Origin of the sequence: Demequina globuliformis (assembly GCF_000975155.1) — a bacterium.
Classification (GTDB): Bacteria; Actinomycetota; Actinomycetes; order Actinomycetales; family Demequinaceae; genus Demequina; species Demequina globuliformis.
This window is the reverse complement of the sequence record NZ_BBRG01000001.1, coordinates 1022360-1039761: the sequence shown is the minus strand read 5'-3', so window position 1 is coordinate 1039761 and position 17402 is coordinate 1022360. Positions and strand designations below refer to the sequence as shown.

The following is a 17402-nucleotide window of genomic DNA, read 5'->3' as shown; positions in this document are numbered from 1 at the left end:
GAGGGTTGCGTCGTTCTTCGGCCTCCATGGCGCGTGACGCGGAGGCGATGTCCGCTCCGACATGGGCGCCGTGGCATGGTCCGGGAACCGCAGGTTCGGCACGGGTGCGCGGCCCGACTCTGCTCGCTCCAGTCCACCGATGGTGCACAGGGCACACGCGGTGAGCGCGGTCGCGGTGCACTTCGACGACGGGACCGCACGCGGGGCATGAATGCCATGCCGTCTTGAGGTCCCACTGCTGTGGCGCCAGAGTGTCTTCGTCGAGCCCGCATCGTTCGGTCAGCAGGTCGCGCAAGTGACGGAACTGTCGCTGCAGGGAAGCGCGTCGTCCCGTCATTCGCCGCAGCTCGCCTTCGGCGACAGCGAGGTAGGTTCCGGGACGAGCGCCGCCGAGCTGCTCGACCCGTGTCGAGAAACTCGCGGGTGTTTCTCCTCGCACCAGCGTTGGCACGAGGGTTGGTGCGAGCAGGCTACGCAATGCTCACCTCGACGTAATGGCCCTGCTGCTCAGCGAGTTCCTTTGCGATCGCATCGCATGAAGACGCGTCGTCGGCGAGCCCCTCGAGCGTGTCGACGATGGTGCGCCACTCGTCGTGTTCACACAAGCGACGCCACCACAGGTGTGGGGTGCTGGGCGGGCCGTAGCGTTGTGGGAGGTCCATCCACCGGCCTCCGCGCCGGTGCACCCACAAGATGGCGTCGAGGACCAATCGCCGCTCTCGTCGGGATCCAGGAAACACTGACACCATGTACGTTTCGACTGCAGTCCACTCGATATTCGTGAGGTCCCGCTCGGGTGCTACGTCTGCCGGGTCGTCGAAGGCGAGGAAGACCCTTTCCGGGTGTCGCGCAGCTTTGCTGGCGTCACCGGCCCGGGTGTTTGGTCGCCCGACTCGAAACGACGGGGCGCAGAGTTTGCACCCGCCGGTGACGACACGGTCGTGAATGGTTGTCGACACGACGTGACCGAACCGGCATCGCCACACGCCCTTGCGCATCGGATTCGCTAGCGTTCGACACGCTAATGTCGGGTTCTCGTCGTCGTCCCAATCCAACGCAATCGCTGGCTCGGCCGTTGTAAGGTCGTTGATGCCGACTTGAAGACGCCGTCGGGTGCAGACGAGGCATTGACCTTCACCGCCGCGAGCACACCGTCGCCTGCTGGCGACGCTCTGCTCGAATGCATGGCCCTCCGCGCATGTCCACCATCGGAGGGTCGACGTCGCCGCGCTCGCGCTTTGAGGCGTCACCGGCAGATTCCGCGTCGGGTGCCACCATCGCAGGAGGTTGGGTGCGGCACGTGCCACCGACTGCGCCCCGCAGTAGGGACGTTCACGATGGCAGAGCCGGCATCCGGACGCTGACACGAGATTGATGACAGTCGCAGGCGAGTGATGGCCAGCGTCGCAGATCCGACACACCAGCCTCTTCTCGCCGCGCGTCACATCCGACGGAAGCAGTTGTCCGTTGTGCTCGTAGCACCACTGTGCAGCCGTGTCAGGGTCACTGTCAGCGAGACTGTTAATGCCTTCCACCGCACGATCCCCGCTGCAGACCTGGCATGGGAACGTCCTGCGACGGGACCATGCGGGCGGCGCAGTTCGCTCAAGACCGTGCCCGGCATCGCACACCCAGACTGATGCTCCAGGGGCGCTCGCAGCTCCCGGAGACGCGCAGTACAGGTCTCGTATCGACGACTGCCGCAACGTCGCTGCGTCGACGGCGGCAAGCCAGCGCGCGAAGTCGGCAGCCAAGGCGCTGAACTTCGCACTCCGGGGTGCGGAAAAAGCGGAACAGATCGGGTCCACTTCGATCACAAGACCCTGCTCGGTAAGCCGCTCGCCGACAGCGAATCGCAGGAGCATCCACGCATGAACGGTGAGTGCAGTGACATCAGGCGGCCACTGCGGCAAGCGTGCATGCGCACGCGCCGCGCGCTCGACGAGCGCGTACGCGTCCTCGACGGATGGCGACGAGTCGAGGCCCGTCCACATCGACTGGTCGGACATCAGGCCAGCCAGAGCGGACGCGAAGATCACATCAGCGGTCGATGGTACGGCGCGCCTGTCTTTATTGGATTGCGACAGGGCTCGTCGCAAGAGTTCGTCACTGCGCGGGCGGCTGTTCTCGGTTAGAGATTCGAGCGCGATGATCGCGTCGAGGGTGCTAGCGCGGAGGTGAACCCCGTGATCAGGTGCGGGCTCGGTGGCAGCAAGTGGTGTGGACCGCTTGGCGGCCGTTGGTCCAGTCCAGCGCGCGTGGCGCCTGCATGCATATCGCGCGCATGATGCGACGACTTCGACGACTGGTCCGCAATCGGGACACGTGTGCCATGCGGTGGTGCGAAGCGGCTCGTGCGGGTGCAACTGATCGCGGCGGAGCCGGCAACGTGCCACCAGGAGTTCGGCGAGCACCACTTGGTCGGTGCGCGGGCCCGGCACTTTGCCGAGGAGGCGCCGCGCCAGCCCGCGAGCAACATTTACGTAGTTTCCGGGAGGCGCGCCGCAGTGTGCGTCAAGGCGTTCCGCAAGACTCACGACAACCTCCCCGGGAACGGGGGTCACGCGCAAAGCGGGGTGCAGTGGAGGAAACCGGAGGTCGCGCACCAGCTGGGCGACATACTCGCGAGTCGGCTCTCCCGATCGGTTGCCCATGTCATGTCCTGGTCGTCGGACGGGGTCCCGGGAGTTGCACGTCCTGCAAGTTGTCGATCGTTAGGAACTCTCCTTCGATGTCGTCAGCTTGGATCTTCTCCATCGCCGCGACAGTGAGGTGCAACGATAGAAATCCAACGGTCCACTCGGACATGGTGCCGAGTGTGCGCCACTCCTTGGCAAGAGCGGCTCGATCCAGGCGGTAGAGCGGGAGCGCACGGAGCATGCCATTCACGAGACTTCGCCAGGCCTCGTTTCGGCCGGGCGAGCGCGGGTCGGCGTAGTCGTAGACAGGTGATGAAAAGAACCGTGTGCGCACCTGTCGGGCGGCTTCGCCACGCAACAAGGAGTGATTCTCAAGGTTGATGCCGGCGAGGATCATGGTCGCGCTGATGTTGTCTGCGAGTCCGCGGATGGTCTCTGCGACGGACTCGCCGTCGCGTTCGGCGTCGATCCTGTGAACCTCGTCGATCGCCACAACTTGCATCCTGCTGCGATTGATCGCGATCGCGAGCTGTTCGATCAGGTTGTTCTCGGGCGTTGCGGTAGTTGTGTCGCGTCCGAAGAAGCTCAGCGCACGTCCGCAGAACGCGCGGACGTTGCTCACTTCAGGCATGGTGAACAGGCCGACAGGTAGCCGCGTCTTGGACGGTCCTGCGCCCGCCTGTTTGTGCGCGAGAAGCGTGTCCCTCAATACACACCTGATGGCGGTGGTCTTGCCATGATTCGATGAACTCGACATGTAGATGCCAGCCCCGCCCGCGATGCGCCCATGGTTCTGAAGCAGGCGCAACTCGGTCTGGGCGCGCAAAGCGGCGATCGTGGGCGTGTTGACCACGATGCCGCGCGACAGATACTTGAGACGCTCGGCGTTGTAGGCGGCTCGCTCTTCGGAGCTGTACGCCTGTACCTCGGCGATTGGGGCAACGCGCAGGGGCTTAGCCATGCGCAGCAAGTCCTTGTTCACCGCACGGTAGTGGAACACGTCGTCGGAGGTGTTAACGCGCGGTACGTAGAGCGACACTATTCGTCCTCCTCCCAGTCGATGCCGTAGGGCATGTCGAATGGGACGAAGTCGTCGGTGCTCACTTCTCGGTCCACGCCGGGCTCCTCGTTCGGACGATCCGGCGCACCGATCGCCTGAACGTGGGCGTCGTCTACCCGGACGCGGCCGTGGGCCGCCTCGAGCTCAAGCGCCCGGGCCTTTCGGCGCTCCTCCTTGTTGCGCTTCGCGTGCTCAGCGTTCGCAGCTTCCTTCATGACCACGGTCCAGCGGCGTGCTTCTGCGTCACCGAGCGTGCTGTAGTCGGAGGCGAGCGCGCGGTACGTGTCGCGGAAGTTGCGTGTGAACGGGGCTTGCCTGCGCGGGTCAACCAGGTCGCATCTAATGAGCTCGCCGCTGTCTGGATGAATGACCCAAATGCAGCCCTTGAAGTCTGGGTGGAAACGAATGCGCACGTTTGCACCCTTGCGCTCGCGAGCCACCGGACGCAGTGGATTCAGAGCCTCGCAGTCGTACCGCCGGCTGTCGAACTCGATTCCCATTGCCGTCACCACACGCCCCTCAGCGACCAGCAGTCGGACGTAGTCGTCGAAGGTGATCGACTTGGGCAACGAACCGGTGAACGGCAACGCTGAAGCCAAAGCGAGGTTCGGACTCATGGGAGCGGCCCGCGGATAGTAGGGATCCGTCAATCCCTCGTGCCGGCGGTTCTGCCACACAATCGTGACCCATGCGTCGAATAGGTAGACGAGCTCGTCAAGGTCAAGCACGGAGTCCCGCTCGGGGTGACGTCCACGGTGCGCGGTATTTCGTCCCGTATACCCGTTGAGGTGCTGGAGGAAGAGCGTGGAGATGCTGCCAAGATTTGCCTCGACCATTCCCTTGTCCGAGCCGGTTCCCATGCTGACCGGCGCATGCATGATCCCGAGGTAGTGGAAGCCGGCGGTGACGGGCCCGCCGACGAAATCCAGCGCGTTGTCGGTCACTACACGACTGATGCGAATCGCGTTCCGACGGACGTCGTGCATCCAGTCCGTCGGGCCGTCGATCTCGCACAACCAGTCGAGGTTGAGATCACGAAGTCGGTCGTAGTCGAGATGCGAGTACATCTCTCGACGCCTGACGATAGGGAGCATGTGGCCCGCAGCCATGAGCACCACGTCGATTGCTCGATTGGTCTCCTTGATCCCAAACCCGACGATGGACCGCGAGAACTTGTCCTGAAGTATTGTCAGGTTCGGCCTCACCACACGGTCGTCGTCGAGACGGACCAGACAGTCCATTCGCGTTGAGTCCGCCTGCACCTCCCAGCCCGGCCCGACCGGCACGGTGCTGCCGAGCATCCAGCCCTTGGTCGTCGTGTTGAGGCGGGTCTTGGCCTCGATCGCAGGTTGAAACGCCCCGCCCAACTCGACGAGCAATCGCCCGAGCACGCGTGTTGGCAGGAGTTCGTCGGCACGATCGGGGTGAGCGATGAAGAACGCGTGCTCGACCTCCGCGACCTGCGCATTGACGTTCATGGTGGAACGCGTCCGTTGCTTTTCCAGGAAGGCCCTACACACTTCGATAAGTGCCGGACTTGCCCGGTCAATGACCTTGGCGGTATCCGCACGACGGCCATCGCGAGCGCACGCGACACCGGCGCCCTCACGGCACCGCTTCTCGTAACTGCGCCACGTGCTGGCCGCAATCTCTATGCCGTGCTTGGTCGATAGCTCCGCACGCGCGCGCGCAGCGCGCTCCGCCTTGCTGTACTTAGGTTCGCCTGGTGCCGAAAGTTCCTGGTGCGCGTCAGAGGCCGCTTCGATCACCTCGATCACCTTGAGCCCGATGCGGAGCTCGTCGGCAGTCAGGTCAAGTCCGACGTCGTTGGTATCGAGCCATGTGAACTCACGCGGGACGCGCGACTCCGTCGGATTCTCGTCCTCCAGCGCGAGGCGGTCGACCGTGACTCGATCGCCGGATGCACGATCCACGAGCCCGATCGCTATGAGCGAGATCGACTCGATTCGCCATGGCAAGTCTCGGTAGGTCACCTCGTCACCGACTCCGAAGTCAATGCGCACGGCCGCCCCCGTCACGTTGAACCACTAGCGATCCGAGCCGCAGCGTTCCGGGAGAGACCAGGACCAGCGAGCGGCGCCAAAGCTCGTGGTAGATCCCGACAAGTCCACGCGAGGGGTCGCTTGGGCAAGCGATCGTCGAAGCCTCGCCCAGTGAGATTGGACTTTGCGCGGCATCGAAGAGTCGTGCATGTGCTTCGGTCGGCAACGCGTTCCACGGTTCGCGGTACACCCATTGCCACTGAAGCGCGTACATCTCCGTACGAGACATGTCGGACATGACAATGAAACGCCAGCCGATGGCCCGACAGACGGCGTTCAGCGTTCGGAAAGTCGCGCGCAGATCGGCGTCGATGGCCCGCCGCGGTTTGACGGCAACCATCGCACGCACGCCATCGGGCTGTAGAAACGCGAAGTCGATGTAGTGCCGGAACGCGTGAGGGCCAATGACCGCGAACGGCTGCGTCGCAACGCCTCGTAGCGCGCCGGCGCGATCGAGCCACATCAGTGACGTGAGCTCTAGGAGCGACTCGTGCCAGACGTACTGCCCTGTCGAGAACACCGGATAGAAGCCCTGGAATGAGCGCTTGTTCTTGTAACGGACACTCCGGCGACACGTGTCCGCACGCTCGACCGGCAAGTCTTGCGATCGCTCGTCGGCAGGCTGCTCCCATCGCTGCGTGCCACGGGTGCCGCCTCCGACGAGGATGTAGCGGTCGTTTGACCTCACGTGACGATAAGGATCGGTTTCGTACCCCGACGCACGGCCAACGCTAGGCATGGGCGACCGACCCGTAGAGGAAGAGTCGTGTATTGAGTGCACGGCTCCGCTTGCGTCCTCCGGGAGATGTTGCACACGGTGCGACGCGCGAGGAGTCTCCCGCGGGTTCGCCTTGGATGCCGTGCAACGTCGACATGTTTCTCGTTATACGCCTGACCATCAAGTGCGTCAAGTGTCACTGGAATGCGTCGATTCACCGATCTGAGCCATTTCGGATGCGCAGTCGCGTCAAATGTGTGGTAGGCTTGCGGGGCGGTCGAGTGGGGAGGACGGTGATCGTGACTGGCGAGAAGAGCGATGGCGCGGCGCTCGATGCGACAACGCACGGCTGGCCACAGCTACGCGACGCGCTAGGTGCGCCAGGCTCGGGCGCCCGTTCGGCCGCAGCAGTTGCCGGAGGCGCCCTTGAGGCGCTCGATCGGTACGCCGAGGCGAAAGTTGCAGCGGGGGCGCGAGGTGCGGCGTCGTCTGATTGTGACGACATCGAGCGGTATGTTCAACAGGTCCTCAGCACGTTGCGCGACCTGCGAGACGCCTCAACGGACGACATCCGGGCGCTTGTGGCGTGGAGCACCGAGAATACGACACTCTCGACTTACACCATCGGCAAGGCAGCCGGTCTCAGTAGTTCTACCGTGAGGCGACTCGATAGGCGTGGCAAACGGGTAGGCGACAACTGACGTACAGCGCCCGAGAGCAGCTAGTTCATTCATTCGGGGATCCGTGTCGCTGGCGGCTCGAAGCCTTGGTGCGGTTGGACCTCTCGGATTGTTACCCCAGCGCGTCCATGCCCGGCTCATCGCGTCGATCCCCTTCCAGGAGCATGCTCACGCAACCTTGGTGTTTGCACGGTCTGACGTGTCCTCACATGCGCAGTTTTGCTCCACCGCGGAGAGCCGTGGTGAATCGCTCGACGTCGTCGACCCCGAGTCGACGATCGCTGCGTGCGGGCCCATGCCCGAACCGTGTTGGCGCGTGGACTCGCGCGCGTCCCCTCGCAATGGCGCGAGCCCGACCGGAGCGGCGCTCGATGGTGAAGGGTCGTGCGCCGCGGAACTAGAACGATCGGCCGCGAGGAAGGGCCCTCCCGTCGGGCCTGCTTCCACGATCGCTCTTGCCTCTCCCGCGATCGAACACAGTTGGCCACCACGACTCCCGCAACGTAGCACGCCGGATTTGCAGGTGCTTTGCGCGCGGGATTCGAGGCTGGCTATGCCGCTCCGGCCCTCGTCACCGCGTCCACATTGCCTGACTGGCGAGCTGCGGCGCACTAGATGCCTGGCGTGTCGAACTTGAGCCTGCTTTGAGACGGCTTCTCAAGCAGCGGAAGGCATCTCTGGGGCCGGCGCACGCCATCGAACCCGACTGCTGAGATAGTGTCGAAGTGCTGAGATAGCGGTCGTCCAATGCTGAGAACGTCGCAGTTTGCTGAGATATCCGAGCACCGCACAGCTAGAGCTCGCCCTTGCGTTGCAGCCACGTCATGGCCGCGTAGCCCAACGGGATGCGGGCCCAGTAGGTGATGAAGCGGTAGATCAGCACCACGGGAGTCGCGACACCGAGCGGAACGCCTGCGGAGCCTAGACCAGCGATCAACGCGGCCTCCACGGCACCAAGACCGCCGGGGGTGGGGACCACAGCACCGACCGCGTTCGACAGGAAGTACACAACCGCGACGTCCATCACGGCCAGGTCCTGACCAAAGGCCTCAAGCGTGCAGTAGAAGGCGCCCACGTACGCGCCCGTCTGCAGCAGGTTGCCGCCCAGGCCCGCCAAGAGGCGCATGGGCTGGCCCAGGATCTGCACCAAGCGCGGCCACGTCTGGCGCACCGGCGGCATGACCTTGCCGACCACCCAACGCCGCACCTTCGGCACCAGCATGAAGGCCACCACCACCGCCATGACCACGCCTACTCCGACGAGTACGGACGTCGATGGCAGCGAGGCGAGCGTCCCCTCGGAGCCCGTAAAGAGGGTGAGCGCAAAAAGGCCCACGACCGTGACAATGACCGCACTGACCTGCACCAACGCCACGGTTGCGACCGCAAGGGGGGTGGGAACGCGGCGCTTGGTGAGCAGGCGAAGGTTCAGCGCCGCAGGACCAATGCCCGCGGGCACGGCGAGCGCAATGTAAGCAGCCGCCACTTGCGCAACGATCGCGCGCCAGGCGGGCAGGCGCACAGGGGAAAACGCCATGAGCGCGATGCCGGCGCCGGCAAACGTGAGCATGCCCCAGATGGCTGCGGCGCCCACCCACCACCAGTTCGCCTGCTGCAAGGCGTCGATGAGTTGCTGGGTGTTGAAGCGGGTGATGAGGAAGGTGACGGCAATGATGGCGGCGACGAACGTGAAGATCGTGCGCCACCCAAACCGCGCGATGTCCTGAGGGTTGACCTCTGCTGCAGGCACGAGCGCAACGAGTTGCTCGCGCAGCTGTGGCATGAGGTCCTTGTTTGCCTTGAGCGCGGAGCGAGTGTCTCGCGGAAGCACGATCGACTGCAGCAGCGGCGCGACCTGTTCGATCTCGTCCGCCCCCAGCGCGCGGTACGCGGACTGAGCGGCACGCTCCGCGCCCACAATGGTGGCCAGTGAGGCGAGCAACTGGACCGTGTCGATGCGGCGCGCGAGCGAGGACGACGCGACCTCGCCCATATCCCACGAGGTAATCCACATGATGGGAGCGCCGTACCCGTCGCTTTTGCTGAGCAAGATGGTGTCTGAACTGAGTTTGCGGTGGGAGATGCCGGCGGCGTGCGCCTGCGCGAGCTGCTCCCAGGTCGCATCGAGCATCGCGTCGTCGACGTCCTCGGGTGGGACCTCGGACAGCGGCCTCACGGCGGCGGGGCGTTGATAGACGATCAACATGGTGTCGCGCGCTTGGCTCATGCCGAGCACACGGGCGGTGCGCACTCCGGCGGTACGGGCGGCGTGAGAGACCAGTGCGGTGGATTCCGCAGTTTGGCGCAGGCTGACCTCGGCGCGCGCATCGAGGCCGCGGAACCGGATGGTCTGCCACAGTTTGGTGAGGAAGCCCGCGGCATGCTGGTCCCCGTCCAGGGCGAGCACCACCAACTGGTGGCCCTCGCGCGTGGTGACCGCGTAGACGCGCCCCGACCGGGTGCGACCGAGCGCCGCAGCCACGGCATCGGCCCCCTCCGGCTCGTACTCATCGCGCGAGTCCGCCCGCACAATACGGCGCGGCTCAAAGCCCGCGCGGCGGATGCCGTCCGCAAGCGCACCGCCGTAGGCGCGGTCGGCGGAGGACCCGATGAGGTAGCGCAGCACGAGCCCGGAGGCGCGACCAATCAGCACCACAGTGAGAGCCGCAGGCAGCGTCACGATTCCAGAGATAATGCCGACCGCTGCGGAGATCCACACCAGCGGCCACGACCAGGCAAGGACGCGCTTGGTGGTACGCAGTCCTGCGGCGGTGAGCATGGCCGCGACGGCTGCCAAGTACGCGGGAAGCTGCACCACCATCTCGCCCTCGGCGCCCTTGATGGACAGGCTAGCGACGAGCTCTTCACTGCCCCACGTGATGGTGGTGTACGCGGCGACGACGGTGGCGATAAACGCCAGAATGCCCGCTCCCAGGACTTCAAGAATGCGGCGGGGCTCACGACGGACGGCCAGGTCAATGATCACCGCGGTCGGCACCACGAGTGTCACGATTCCGGAGAAGATGTTCACGGGTGCCACGAGCAGCCGTTGGAGCAGGCTCGCGATGCCCTGCACGTCCTCGGCGAAGCCCGCCGTGGTGGAACTTCCGTACGCCCCCAGCAGCAGGGTCAGGACGATGCCCACGATGGTGCCGATTCCCGCGAGCAGGTCCGTCATTCGGTGGACCCGCTGTTGCGGAGCGTCGAACACGGCTACGCCGGCGAGGGGGTCGCGCTCCTCAGGCTCGGTCGACGCAGGGGTCTCCTGCGAGTTCTCAGCACCGGCCATGAGCCGAGTCTACGAGCAAGCGGTCAGGTTCTACGTGATTCCGAGGTCGACGAGCCACTCTTGCGGCACGACCTCCGGCCCAATGAATGCCACGGCATCCAACGTCCAGTGCGCAAAGATCAGCGGCGCGAGCCGTCCTGTGCGGTGGAACCACCACGCGAAGACGAGCCCCATCACGACGTTGCCGAGGGCCATGGGCCACCCCTGGTAGAGGTGGTAGGCGCCGCGCAGGAGGGCCGACGCCACGATCGCGGCGGGCGCGCCCCAGCCCAGGTCACGGAGCCGGGTGAGGAGGTAGCCGACGGCGATGGTCTCCTCGAGTACGCCCGCGACAGCTGCGGACAGCAGCAGCACCGCCGCTGACCACCAGGCGTCGGGCAACCCCGACGTGTCGACGCGCACGGTCTGGCCCAGCGCGCGGCCAATCGCATACAACGCAAGGCCGGGCAGGCCGATGCACGCGGCCAACCCCACCCCAACACCGAGGTCCTTCCACCACGCCCGCGCGGGGCCGGTCAGCCCAAGCAGTGGACGCACGCGCCGCCCACCCGCGGAGAGGAGATAGACGGCAAGGGCCACTGGCATGAGGAGGTATGCCTGGTACGTGACCTGCTGCATGAGGTCGAGCACGTCGAGCTCGGAGCGCGAGCGGTTGAGCTGGGTGACCTGTTGCCCGATCGTGGGCTCTGCGAGATACCTCTCGATCAGCGTCAGCGCCGCCGAGATCGCGTAGTAGCCCAGCGACAGTCCGAGCACAATGACGACCTCTGCGCGAAGACGCCGACGGCTAGGCAATGCGCTCTCACTCACCCCGTCACTGTAGACGGGAGGTGGACGATCAAAACTCGACCCCAACGCTTTGGCCATGCCCGTGCGTACTGTGAGCGACAACGACGCAAGGCACGACAGCCGGGGGTGATGAGTGGTGGCGACATGGGAGCCCGTGCTCGAAGAAGTAATGCGAGAGCGCGCCGCAGGTCTCCTCGCGTATGCACGGCTGCTGACCAAGGATGATGCCGAGGCTCAGGATGTCCTTCAAGACGCCCTGGTGAAGTCATTCTCCCGAGGCCGGGCGTTTACCAACGTGAACGTCGCCGAGGCCTATGTGCGTCGCACCATTCCGTCGGTGTTCATCGATCGCTTACGGCGTCGCAAGGCCGCCGAACGCGCGCACGACCGCGTAGGTGTCGAGGTCGCGGGGCATGAGCCGGACCGCGCCGCCGTCCTCGACGTGCGTGACGCCCTCCAGCGCCTGACCCCTCGAGAGCGTGCCTGCATTGTGCTGCGTTTCTACGACGACCTGACCGTCCCCGCCATCGCGGAGCGCCTGGGGCTCGCTCCGGGCACGGTCAAGCGGTACCTGTCCGATGCATCGGCCCGTTTGGCTGCCGACCTCGGCACCGACGCCAACTGGACGGACACCCCCGACAGCCTCCCGGTGCATGCGCCGGCCATGAAAGGAGCAATGCCATGAGTGACTTGAGAGACCTGATGCGCGATGCGGGAACGGCCCCGGCCGGATCGGCGACCATGACCGCGCAGTACGCCGCAGTGCGTCACCGCATCAAGCGCCGCCGCGCGGTGCGGGCCACCGGCATCGGTTCCGCGGCCGCCGTCTCCGCTGGCGCCATGGCCCTCGGCGTCGCACACGTGCTGCCGGGAAAGCCTCAAGAGGCGGGGCCCGCGAGCGCCGTCGAAGCGTCCGCGTCGACTGAACCCGAGGCATCATCAGCGCCGTCGGTCGCGCCCTCCACGGTGCTGGACGTGCCCGTGGCCTCGCCCTCGCCGTCTGTTGACCCCGGAAACGTCCACCAACTCGACGCCCCGGCGGGAATGCTCTACTCCGTACAGGACGACGCCACGGGCGAACTGCTCAGCGCGCTCGTCGCTGGCGACGAGCCAGGAACCGCCGTGCTTACCAGTGCGGACGGGCCGCCCGCACTTCTCGAGGTCACGTCCGCCGGCACCTTCGTGTTCTCCGATGAGGTCGGCGGGCAGACGGTGTGGGTGACCGTGACTCCCAAGCCCGACGGTAGCTCCGACTCGATCGAGGTGGTGCACGGAGGACCACAGCCGGAGGGCGAATTCTCTGTACGGACCCCGCTGGACTGACCGCCATCATCGGTCCAACGGATGGGCCGGCGTGCGGCTCTCCCCGCACGCCGGCCCTCTTTGTATTGACGCGCCCACCGGTTCCGGTGCCGGCCGCTCCCACCGCACCCGGGCATCGGCCCTAGGCTCGCTCCATGAGCGTTTCCGTCGTGAGCATCCGCCGCTACCCCGTGAAGGCGATGGGTGGCGAGTCCCTCGGGTCCGTGGTCATCGACAACCGGGGCCTTGCTGGGGACCGTGCGTGGGCCGTGCGCGACGAGCACTCCAAGCTCGCGTGCGGCAAGAACGGCAGTCGCTTCGCGCGCCATGACCGCGTGTTTGAGTACTCCGCCACCACGACGGCGGCTGGGGTCGAGGTAAGCGGGCCCGCCGGTACGTGGATTGCGGGAGACGCCAGGGCCGATGCCGCATTGACAGAGGACTTTGGCGCCACCGTGCGCTTGGCTTCGGAGGGCGACGTGAAGCACTTCGACGACAGCCCGGTGTCGTTGATCGGCACGGCGACCCTCGACTGGTGCGCGCGCGAGCTCGGCGTGGATGCCGACCCCCGGCGCCTGCGCGTGAACCTGGTGGTGGCCACTGCCGAGCCATTCGAGGAAGAAGGCTGGGACGGGACCGTGCAGATTGGCGGCGCGGTGCTCACGACCATCAAGCGCGTGACCCGCTGCCGGACCATTGATCTTGAGCAAGACGGGGTTGCTGGCCGCACATCCTGGCTGAAGGCCCTGGGCGGCACGCGCGACCTCAAGGCTGCGATCTACCTGGGCGTTCAGACGCCGGGCGTGGTGGCCGTGGGCGATGAGGTCCGGCTGGGCTAAGCGGCCCGCGTCCCCGGCGGTGTCCGCGCCCGGCTGTTCACGCCCGCCTGTTCACTCCCGTCTGTTCACGCCCATCTGTTCGTGCACCTCAGTGCCGGATCTGGTGCCAAAAACCGCACTCAGATGCACGAACGAGCGGGGCGGGACGGTGACGGGCGGGGTTTAGACGGTGAGGTAGCGCTCCACGAGCTGCTCGGCCAGGCCCACGTACGTGCCGGGCGTGAGGGCCGCGAGGCGGTCCTTGGTCTCAGCGGGTAGCTCGAGTCCGTCGACAAAGGTGCGAATCGCCTGGGCGTCGATGGTGTGGCCGCGGGTGAGGTCCTTGAGGCGCTCGTACGGGTTCTCCATGCCAGGAACGCCCGCGACGGCCGCCGCACGCATGGCCGACTGGATGGGCTCCGCGAGCACCTCCCACGACGAGTCTAGATCCGCAGCGAGCGCAGCCTCGTTGACCGACAGCGCCTTGAGCCCACGCCGCACGTTGTCGATCGCGAGCAGGGAGTGGCCGAACGCGACGCCGATGTTGCGCTGCGACGTCGAGTCGGTGAGGTCACGCTGCAGGCGGCTCGTCACCAGGGTCGAGCCGAGGGTGTCGAACAGCGCCGCCGAGATCTCGAGGTTAGCCTCCGCGTTCTCGAAGCGGATGGGGTTGATTTTGTGCGGCATGGCGCTGGAACCGATCGCGCCCTTGACCGCGGCCTGAGCGAAGTAGCCCAGGGAGATGTATGTCCACACGTCGGTGGCCAGGTTGTGCAGGATGCGGCCAAAACGGGCGGCGTCCGCGTAGAGCTCGGCCTGCCAGTCGTGGCTTTCGATCTGAGTGGTGAGCGGGTTCCAGGTGAGGCCCAAGCCCTCGACGAAGGTCCGCGAGACCTCAATCCAGTCGGTGTCCGGGACGGCCGCGGTGTGCGCGCCAAAGGTGCCGGTCGCGCCGTTGATCTTGCCCAGGTATTCCTGCTTGCCCACGCGTGCGAGCTGGCGGTTCAGGCGGTGCGCGAGCACGCCGAGTTCCTTGCCGAGCGTGGTGGGCGTTGCGGTTTGGCCGTGGGTGCGCGACAGCATGGGGACAGCGGCCGATGCCCCGGCCAGCTCCGCGATGTCGCTCACCAATGCGGTGGCGGCGGGCAGCCACACCTGTTCGACGGCGCCCTTGACCATCAGGGCGTAGGAGAGGTTGTTGATGTCTTCCGAGGTGCAGGCGAAGTGCACGAGTTCGCTGAGGGGCTCAAGAGACGTGCCCTCGATGCGGCGCTTGATGTAGTACTCGACGGCCTTGACGTCGTGGACGGTGACCTTTTCGATTTCGGCGTGCTCGGCGATTCCGGCGGCGTCGAAGTCGCGCGGGATGGCGCGCAGCAACGCGGACTCATCGGCGGTGAGGGCGCGCGCGCCGGGGACCGCGGAGGACTCGCACAAGTGGATGAACCACTCGACCTCGACGTGCAGGCGCGCGCGGTTGAGCGCGGGCTCAGACAGGTGGTTGACCAGGCCGGCGACAGCGCCGCGGTAGCGTCCGTCGAGCGGCGTGAGGGCCACGGCGGGCTCGATGGTGGTGAAGTCGGTGAGGGCGGCTGGGTTCCAGGAAGTCACGGCGCCATTGTTCCACGCACAGGCACGCCGGTGGGGCCGGACTATCCACAACCTGGGCTGGATGCCTTTTGATCACTTTTGCTGCCGTTTAGCGTGACTGGCATGCCGATTGAAACCGATGTCGCTGCAGTGACACTCCCACCCCTGTACTTCCCGCACTATCACCTCGCCGAGGCGCTCCAGGCGGCCGAGTCCGCCCTGAGCCTGCTCGGCGGCGCAGGCGACGTCACCTGGGTCTCCGTCGCGGCAGATGCCTACCGGACCCAGCTTGCGGCCCTGCGCGCGGACGTGGAACGCCTCATCCGTGCGGTGGGGCTGGCTCAGCAGACATGCCAAGGGGCCGATGACGTGGCTGGGTGGTACGGGCAGTGACCGGCCACGAGGGGGATACCCCCATCTCCGTTCACGGCGGCTACGCAGGGACCCACGCGGTCACCGCAGACCTTGAGACGGCTTCCGGTGTGGTGAGCGACGCCGCCCACAGCATCGAGGAATGCTGGCGCCAACTGCGGCAGGCGCAACACCAGATCGACGACCAGATACCGCAGGCCGGGCCCGAGGTCAGGGCATGGGTGGTGCGGGTGCGCGATGTCATCGACGACGCGCTGAGCATCAGCGCTCCCGGCTCCGCCCTTGTGGGCGCGCTCGACTCGTGCGGGAGTGACCTGCTCAGGGTGGCGCAGGGCTATGAGGATGCGGAGCGCGCGGCGCGCCAAGGTATCTCGTTGTTTGAGACTGCGGGCAGATACGGGCACGACATTCTGTCGATGGGGGTGTCCGCCACCAGGGCGGTCTGGGCCACGACGTGGCGCTGGACGCTGCCAGGCCAGGTCGCGCACAACCGAGGGTTTGACCCGATTGGCGGCGCCCTGATGCCGAACTCACTTCCGCCCATGACCGGTGTCTTCAACCGGGGTTCGGTGACTTTCGTCACCGGTCTCTTGGACGAGCGCAGCCCCCTTGGACCGCCAACAGGCCCAACCCCGTACCAGTCGATTGCCGGGATGCTGGCCGGGGTTGGCGCAGGGCTTGAGTGGCTCATGGGGGAGCCGGCCATCGCGGGCGTCAAGGCGCAGCCGTCCCGCGCGGCCGTCGCAGCGCCCCGCGACCTCGAAGGCATATACGCCAACGTCGACAGCGCGGCCGAGGGCCATCTAGCGATCGACAAAGTGATAGGCCCCGACGGCGAGGTGTCGTACATCGTCAACATCCCCGGGACAGCGGACCATGGCTACTCCGACGCGGACCCACGCGACTGGCCCGCCAATGCCGAAGGCGCGATGGGCAGTGCCGACGGTGAACCCGTGATGACGGATTACTCGGAAGCAGTGCTGATGGCAATGGAGGACGCGGGGATCCCTCCGGACGCTCCCGTCATGTTGGTGGGCCACTCGCAGGGGGCCACGGTCGCGTACGGTCTGGCCGCGTCCCCGCTGGTGCAATCGAAGTACAGCATTACGCATGTCGTCACCGCTGGGTCGCCCGCCGATGACCAGCCACGCAATCCGAACGTCAAGTCCCTGACGGTCCAGGATGCGTCCGATCTTGTCCCCGGAGTCGATGGGGACAGGGGCACTCGCGGCGTCAACGAGGTCCTCATCACCACGGATGCGCGCGCCTCAAGCGACCCGGAGACCGCCGCCGCTGCACGCGGCATTGTGTCCGCACACGAGATGCCGCAGTACACGCGGCTGGCGAGAGACATTGACGCGCTGGGGCACCCGTCGGTGGAGCACTACAAGGCCACCGCTGGCATGTTCTTGAGCGGAGCGGCCGTTGAACGGACCGTGTACACGGCGCAGCCCGCCGGAGAGTCCGCGCCACAGGAGCCATCGCGGCCCCAGCGGCGTGGTGAGGCTGTGACAGGTCCACGTGGTCCGCTGTCCATGCCCGTGATCTCCGAGCAGACTCGAGAGCGCGCGCTGGAGTACTTCAACGCCAACGGCTTTCCGGCGCCTCCCGTCCTCGAGCGGCTACCGACCCTGGGCGGCCAGTTGGGGACGGTCGCACCCCTGCCCGGCGGCCGTGACTAGTCGCGTGAGCCAGTGATGCCGTTCACGATGCCGGACACAATCGAGATCACCAGAGCGCCCAGAAGTGTGAGCCAGAAGCCACCAATGGTGAGCGTGACCTCGGGGATGAAGTCCGTGAGCCACGCGGCAATCCACAGAATCAGCCAGTTCACGACGAGCATGAACAACCCAAGCGTCAAGATCGTGATGGGCAGCGCGAGCACCGTGAGGACGGGCTTCACGATCTGGTTCATCAGCTGCAAAATGGCGCCCACTGCCAGGAATACCAGGAGGCGTGTCCACCACTCGTCCTCACCGCCAGTGACCGCGATGTCGAGTGGAAGCAGGGTCGTGATCCACACGGCGAAGGCCATTGCTGCGACTCTCAGCAGGAATCTCATGCCGGGAAGTCTGTCACACC

14 protein-coding genes are annotated in these 17402 nt (G+C 66.0%); 6 read left to right on the top strand and 8 right to left on the bottom strand.

What is annotated here, in order from left to right; genetic code table 11:
- Positions 1 to 470 precede the first annotated feature (470 nt).
- The 4 genes from AOP75_RS12990 to AOP75_RS04790 all read right to left on the bottom strand — a co-directional run bounded on the left by AOP75_RS12990 (position 471) and on the right by AOP75_RS04790 (position 6450).
- Positions 471 to 1865 carry a zinc-ribbon domain-containing protein gene (locus tag AOP75_RS12990; RefSeq protein WP_369345459.1) on the bottom strand — a complete coding sequence of 465 codons (1395 nt, stop codon included), beginning with the start codon at positions 1863 to 1865 and terminating at the stop codon, positions 471 to 473.
- A 790-nt stretch (positions 1866 to 2655) separates the two neighbouring features.
- On the bottom strand, positions 2656 to 3678 hold the full coding sequence (locus AOP75_RS04800; RefSeq protein ID WP_062077166.1) for an ATP-binding protein: 1023 nt from the start codon (positions 3676 to 3678) through the stop codon (positions 2656 to 2658).
- Entirely contained in the window at positions 3678 to 5723 is a 2046-nt protein-coding gene (locus tag AOP75_RS04795; RefSeq protein ID WP_152649944.1) for a Mu transposase C-terminal domain-containing protein, read from the bottom strand. The genes AOP75_RS04800 and AOP75_RS04795 overlap by 1 nt, the downstream gene beginning before the upstream one ends.
- A complete protein-coding gene (locus tag AOP75_RS04790; protein WP_062077164.1) occupies positions 5713 to 6450 on the bottom strand; it encodes a hypothetical protein in 738 nt (245 codons plus the stop codon). Before AOP75_RS04790 ends, AOP75_RS04795 begins: the two co-directional genes overlap by 11 nt.
- A 329-nt stretch (positions 6451 to 6779) precedes the next feature.
- On the opposite strand from AOP75_RS04790, the gene AOP75_RS04785 reads away from it, so the two are divergent.
- On the top strand, positions 6780 to 7181 hold the full coding sequence (locus AOP75_RS04785; protein WP_152649943.1) for a hypothetical protein: 402 nt from the start codon (positions 6780 to 6782) through the stop codon (positions 7179 to 7181).
- A 772-nt stretch (positions 7182 to 7953) separates the two neighbouring features.
- Here the strand turns inward: AOP75_RS04785 and AOP75_RS04780 are convergent.
- Together AOP75_RS04780 and AOP75_RS04775 are read right to left on the bottom strand one after the other, a co-directional pair.
- A complete protein-coding gene (locus AOP75_RS04780; RefSeq protein WP_062077162.1) occupies positions 7954 to 10449 on the bottom strand; it encodes a lysylphosphatidylglycerol synthase transmembrane domain-containing protein in 2496 nt (831 codons plus the stop codon).
- A gap of 30 nt (positions 10450 to 10479) precedes the next feature.
- A complete protein-coding gene (locus AOP75_RS04775; protein ID WP_062077161.1) occupies positions 10480 to 11259 on the bottom strand; it encodes a CPBP family intramembrane glutamic endopeptidase in 780 nt (259 codons plus the stop codon).
- Between the two features lie 115 nt (positions 11260 to 11374).
- On the opposite strand from AOP75_RS04775, the gene AOP75_RS04770 reads away from it, so the two are divergent.
- The 3 genes from AOP75_RS04770 (at position 11375) to AOP75_RS04760 (ending at position 13379) form a co-directional block, all read left to right on the top strand.
- Complete coding sequence (locus AOP75_RS04770) at positions 11375 to 11923, top strand: sigma-70 family RNA polymerase sigma factor (RefSeq protein WP_062077160.1); 549 nt, start codon at positions 11375 to 11377, stop codon at positions 11921 to 11923.
- The gene (locus AOP75_RS04765; protein ID WP_062077159.1) at positions 11920 to 12561 is read left to right on the top strand and encodes a hypothetical protein; all 642 of its coding nucleotides are present in this window, start codon (positions 11920 to 11922) and stop codon (positions 12559 to 12561) included. Before AOP75_RS04770 ends, AOP75_RS04765 begins: the two co-directional genes overlap by 4 nt.
- A gap of 134 nt (positions 12562 to 12695) precedes the next feature.
- Positions 12696 to 13379, top strand: coding sequence for an MOSC domain-containing protein (locus AOP75_RS04760; protein ID WP_083966700.1), 684 nt, complete (start codon positions 12696 to 12698; stop codon positions 13377 to 13379).
- 162 nt (positions 13380 to 13541) lie between these two features.
- Here the strand turns inward: AOP75_RS04760 and purB are convergent, their stop codons facing one another.
- Positions 13542 to 14969, bottom strand: coding sequence for an adenylosuccinate lyase (gene purB, locus AOP75_RS04755; protein ID WP_062077157.1), 1428 nt, complete (start codon positions 14967 to 14969; stop codon positions 13542 to 13544).
- 102 nt (positions 14970 to 15071) lie between these two features.
- Between purB and AOP75_RS04750 the strand changes: the two genes are divergently transcribed.
- Together AOP75_RS04750 and AOP75_RS04745 are read left to right on the top strand one after the other, a co-directional pair.
- A complete protein-coding gene (locus tag AOP75_RS04750) occupies positions 15072 to 15341 on the top strand; it encodes a hypothetical protein (RefSeq protein WP_062077156.1) in 270 nt (89 codons plus the stop codon).
- A complete protein-coding gene (locus AOP75_RS04745; RefSeq protein ID WP_062077155.1) occupies positions 15338 to 17002 on the top strand; it encodes a hypothetical protein in 1665 nt (554 codons plus the stop codon). The genes AOP75_RS04750 and AOP75_RS04745 overlap by 4 nt, the downstream gene beginning before the upstream one ends.
- Here the strand turns inward: AOP75_RS04745 and AOP75_RS04740 are convergent.
- Positions 16999 to 17382, bottom strand: coding sequence for a phage holin family protein (locus AOP75_RS04740; RefSeq protein ID WP_083966699.1), 384 nt, complete (start codon positions 17380 to 17382; stop codon positions 16999 to 17001). The genes AOP75_RS04745 and AOP75_RS04740 overlap by 4 nt on opposite strands.
- Positions 17383 to 17402: the final 20 nt, after the last annotated feature.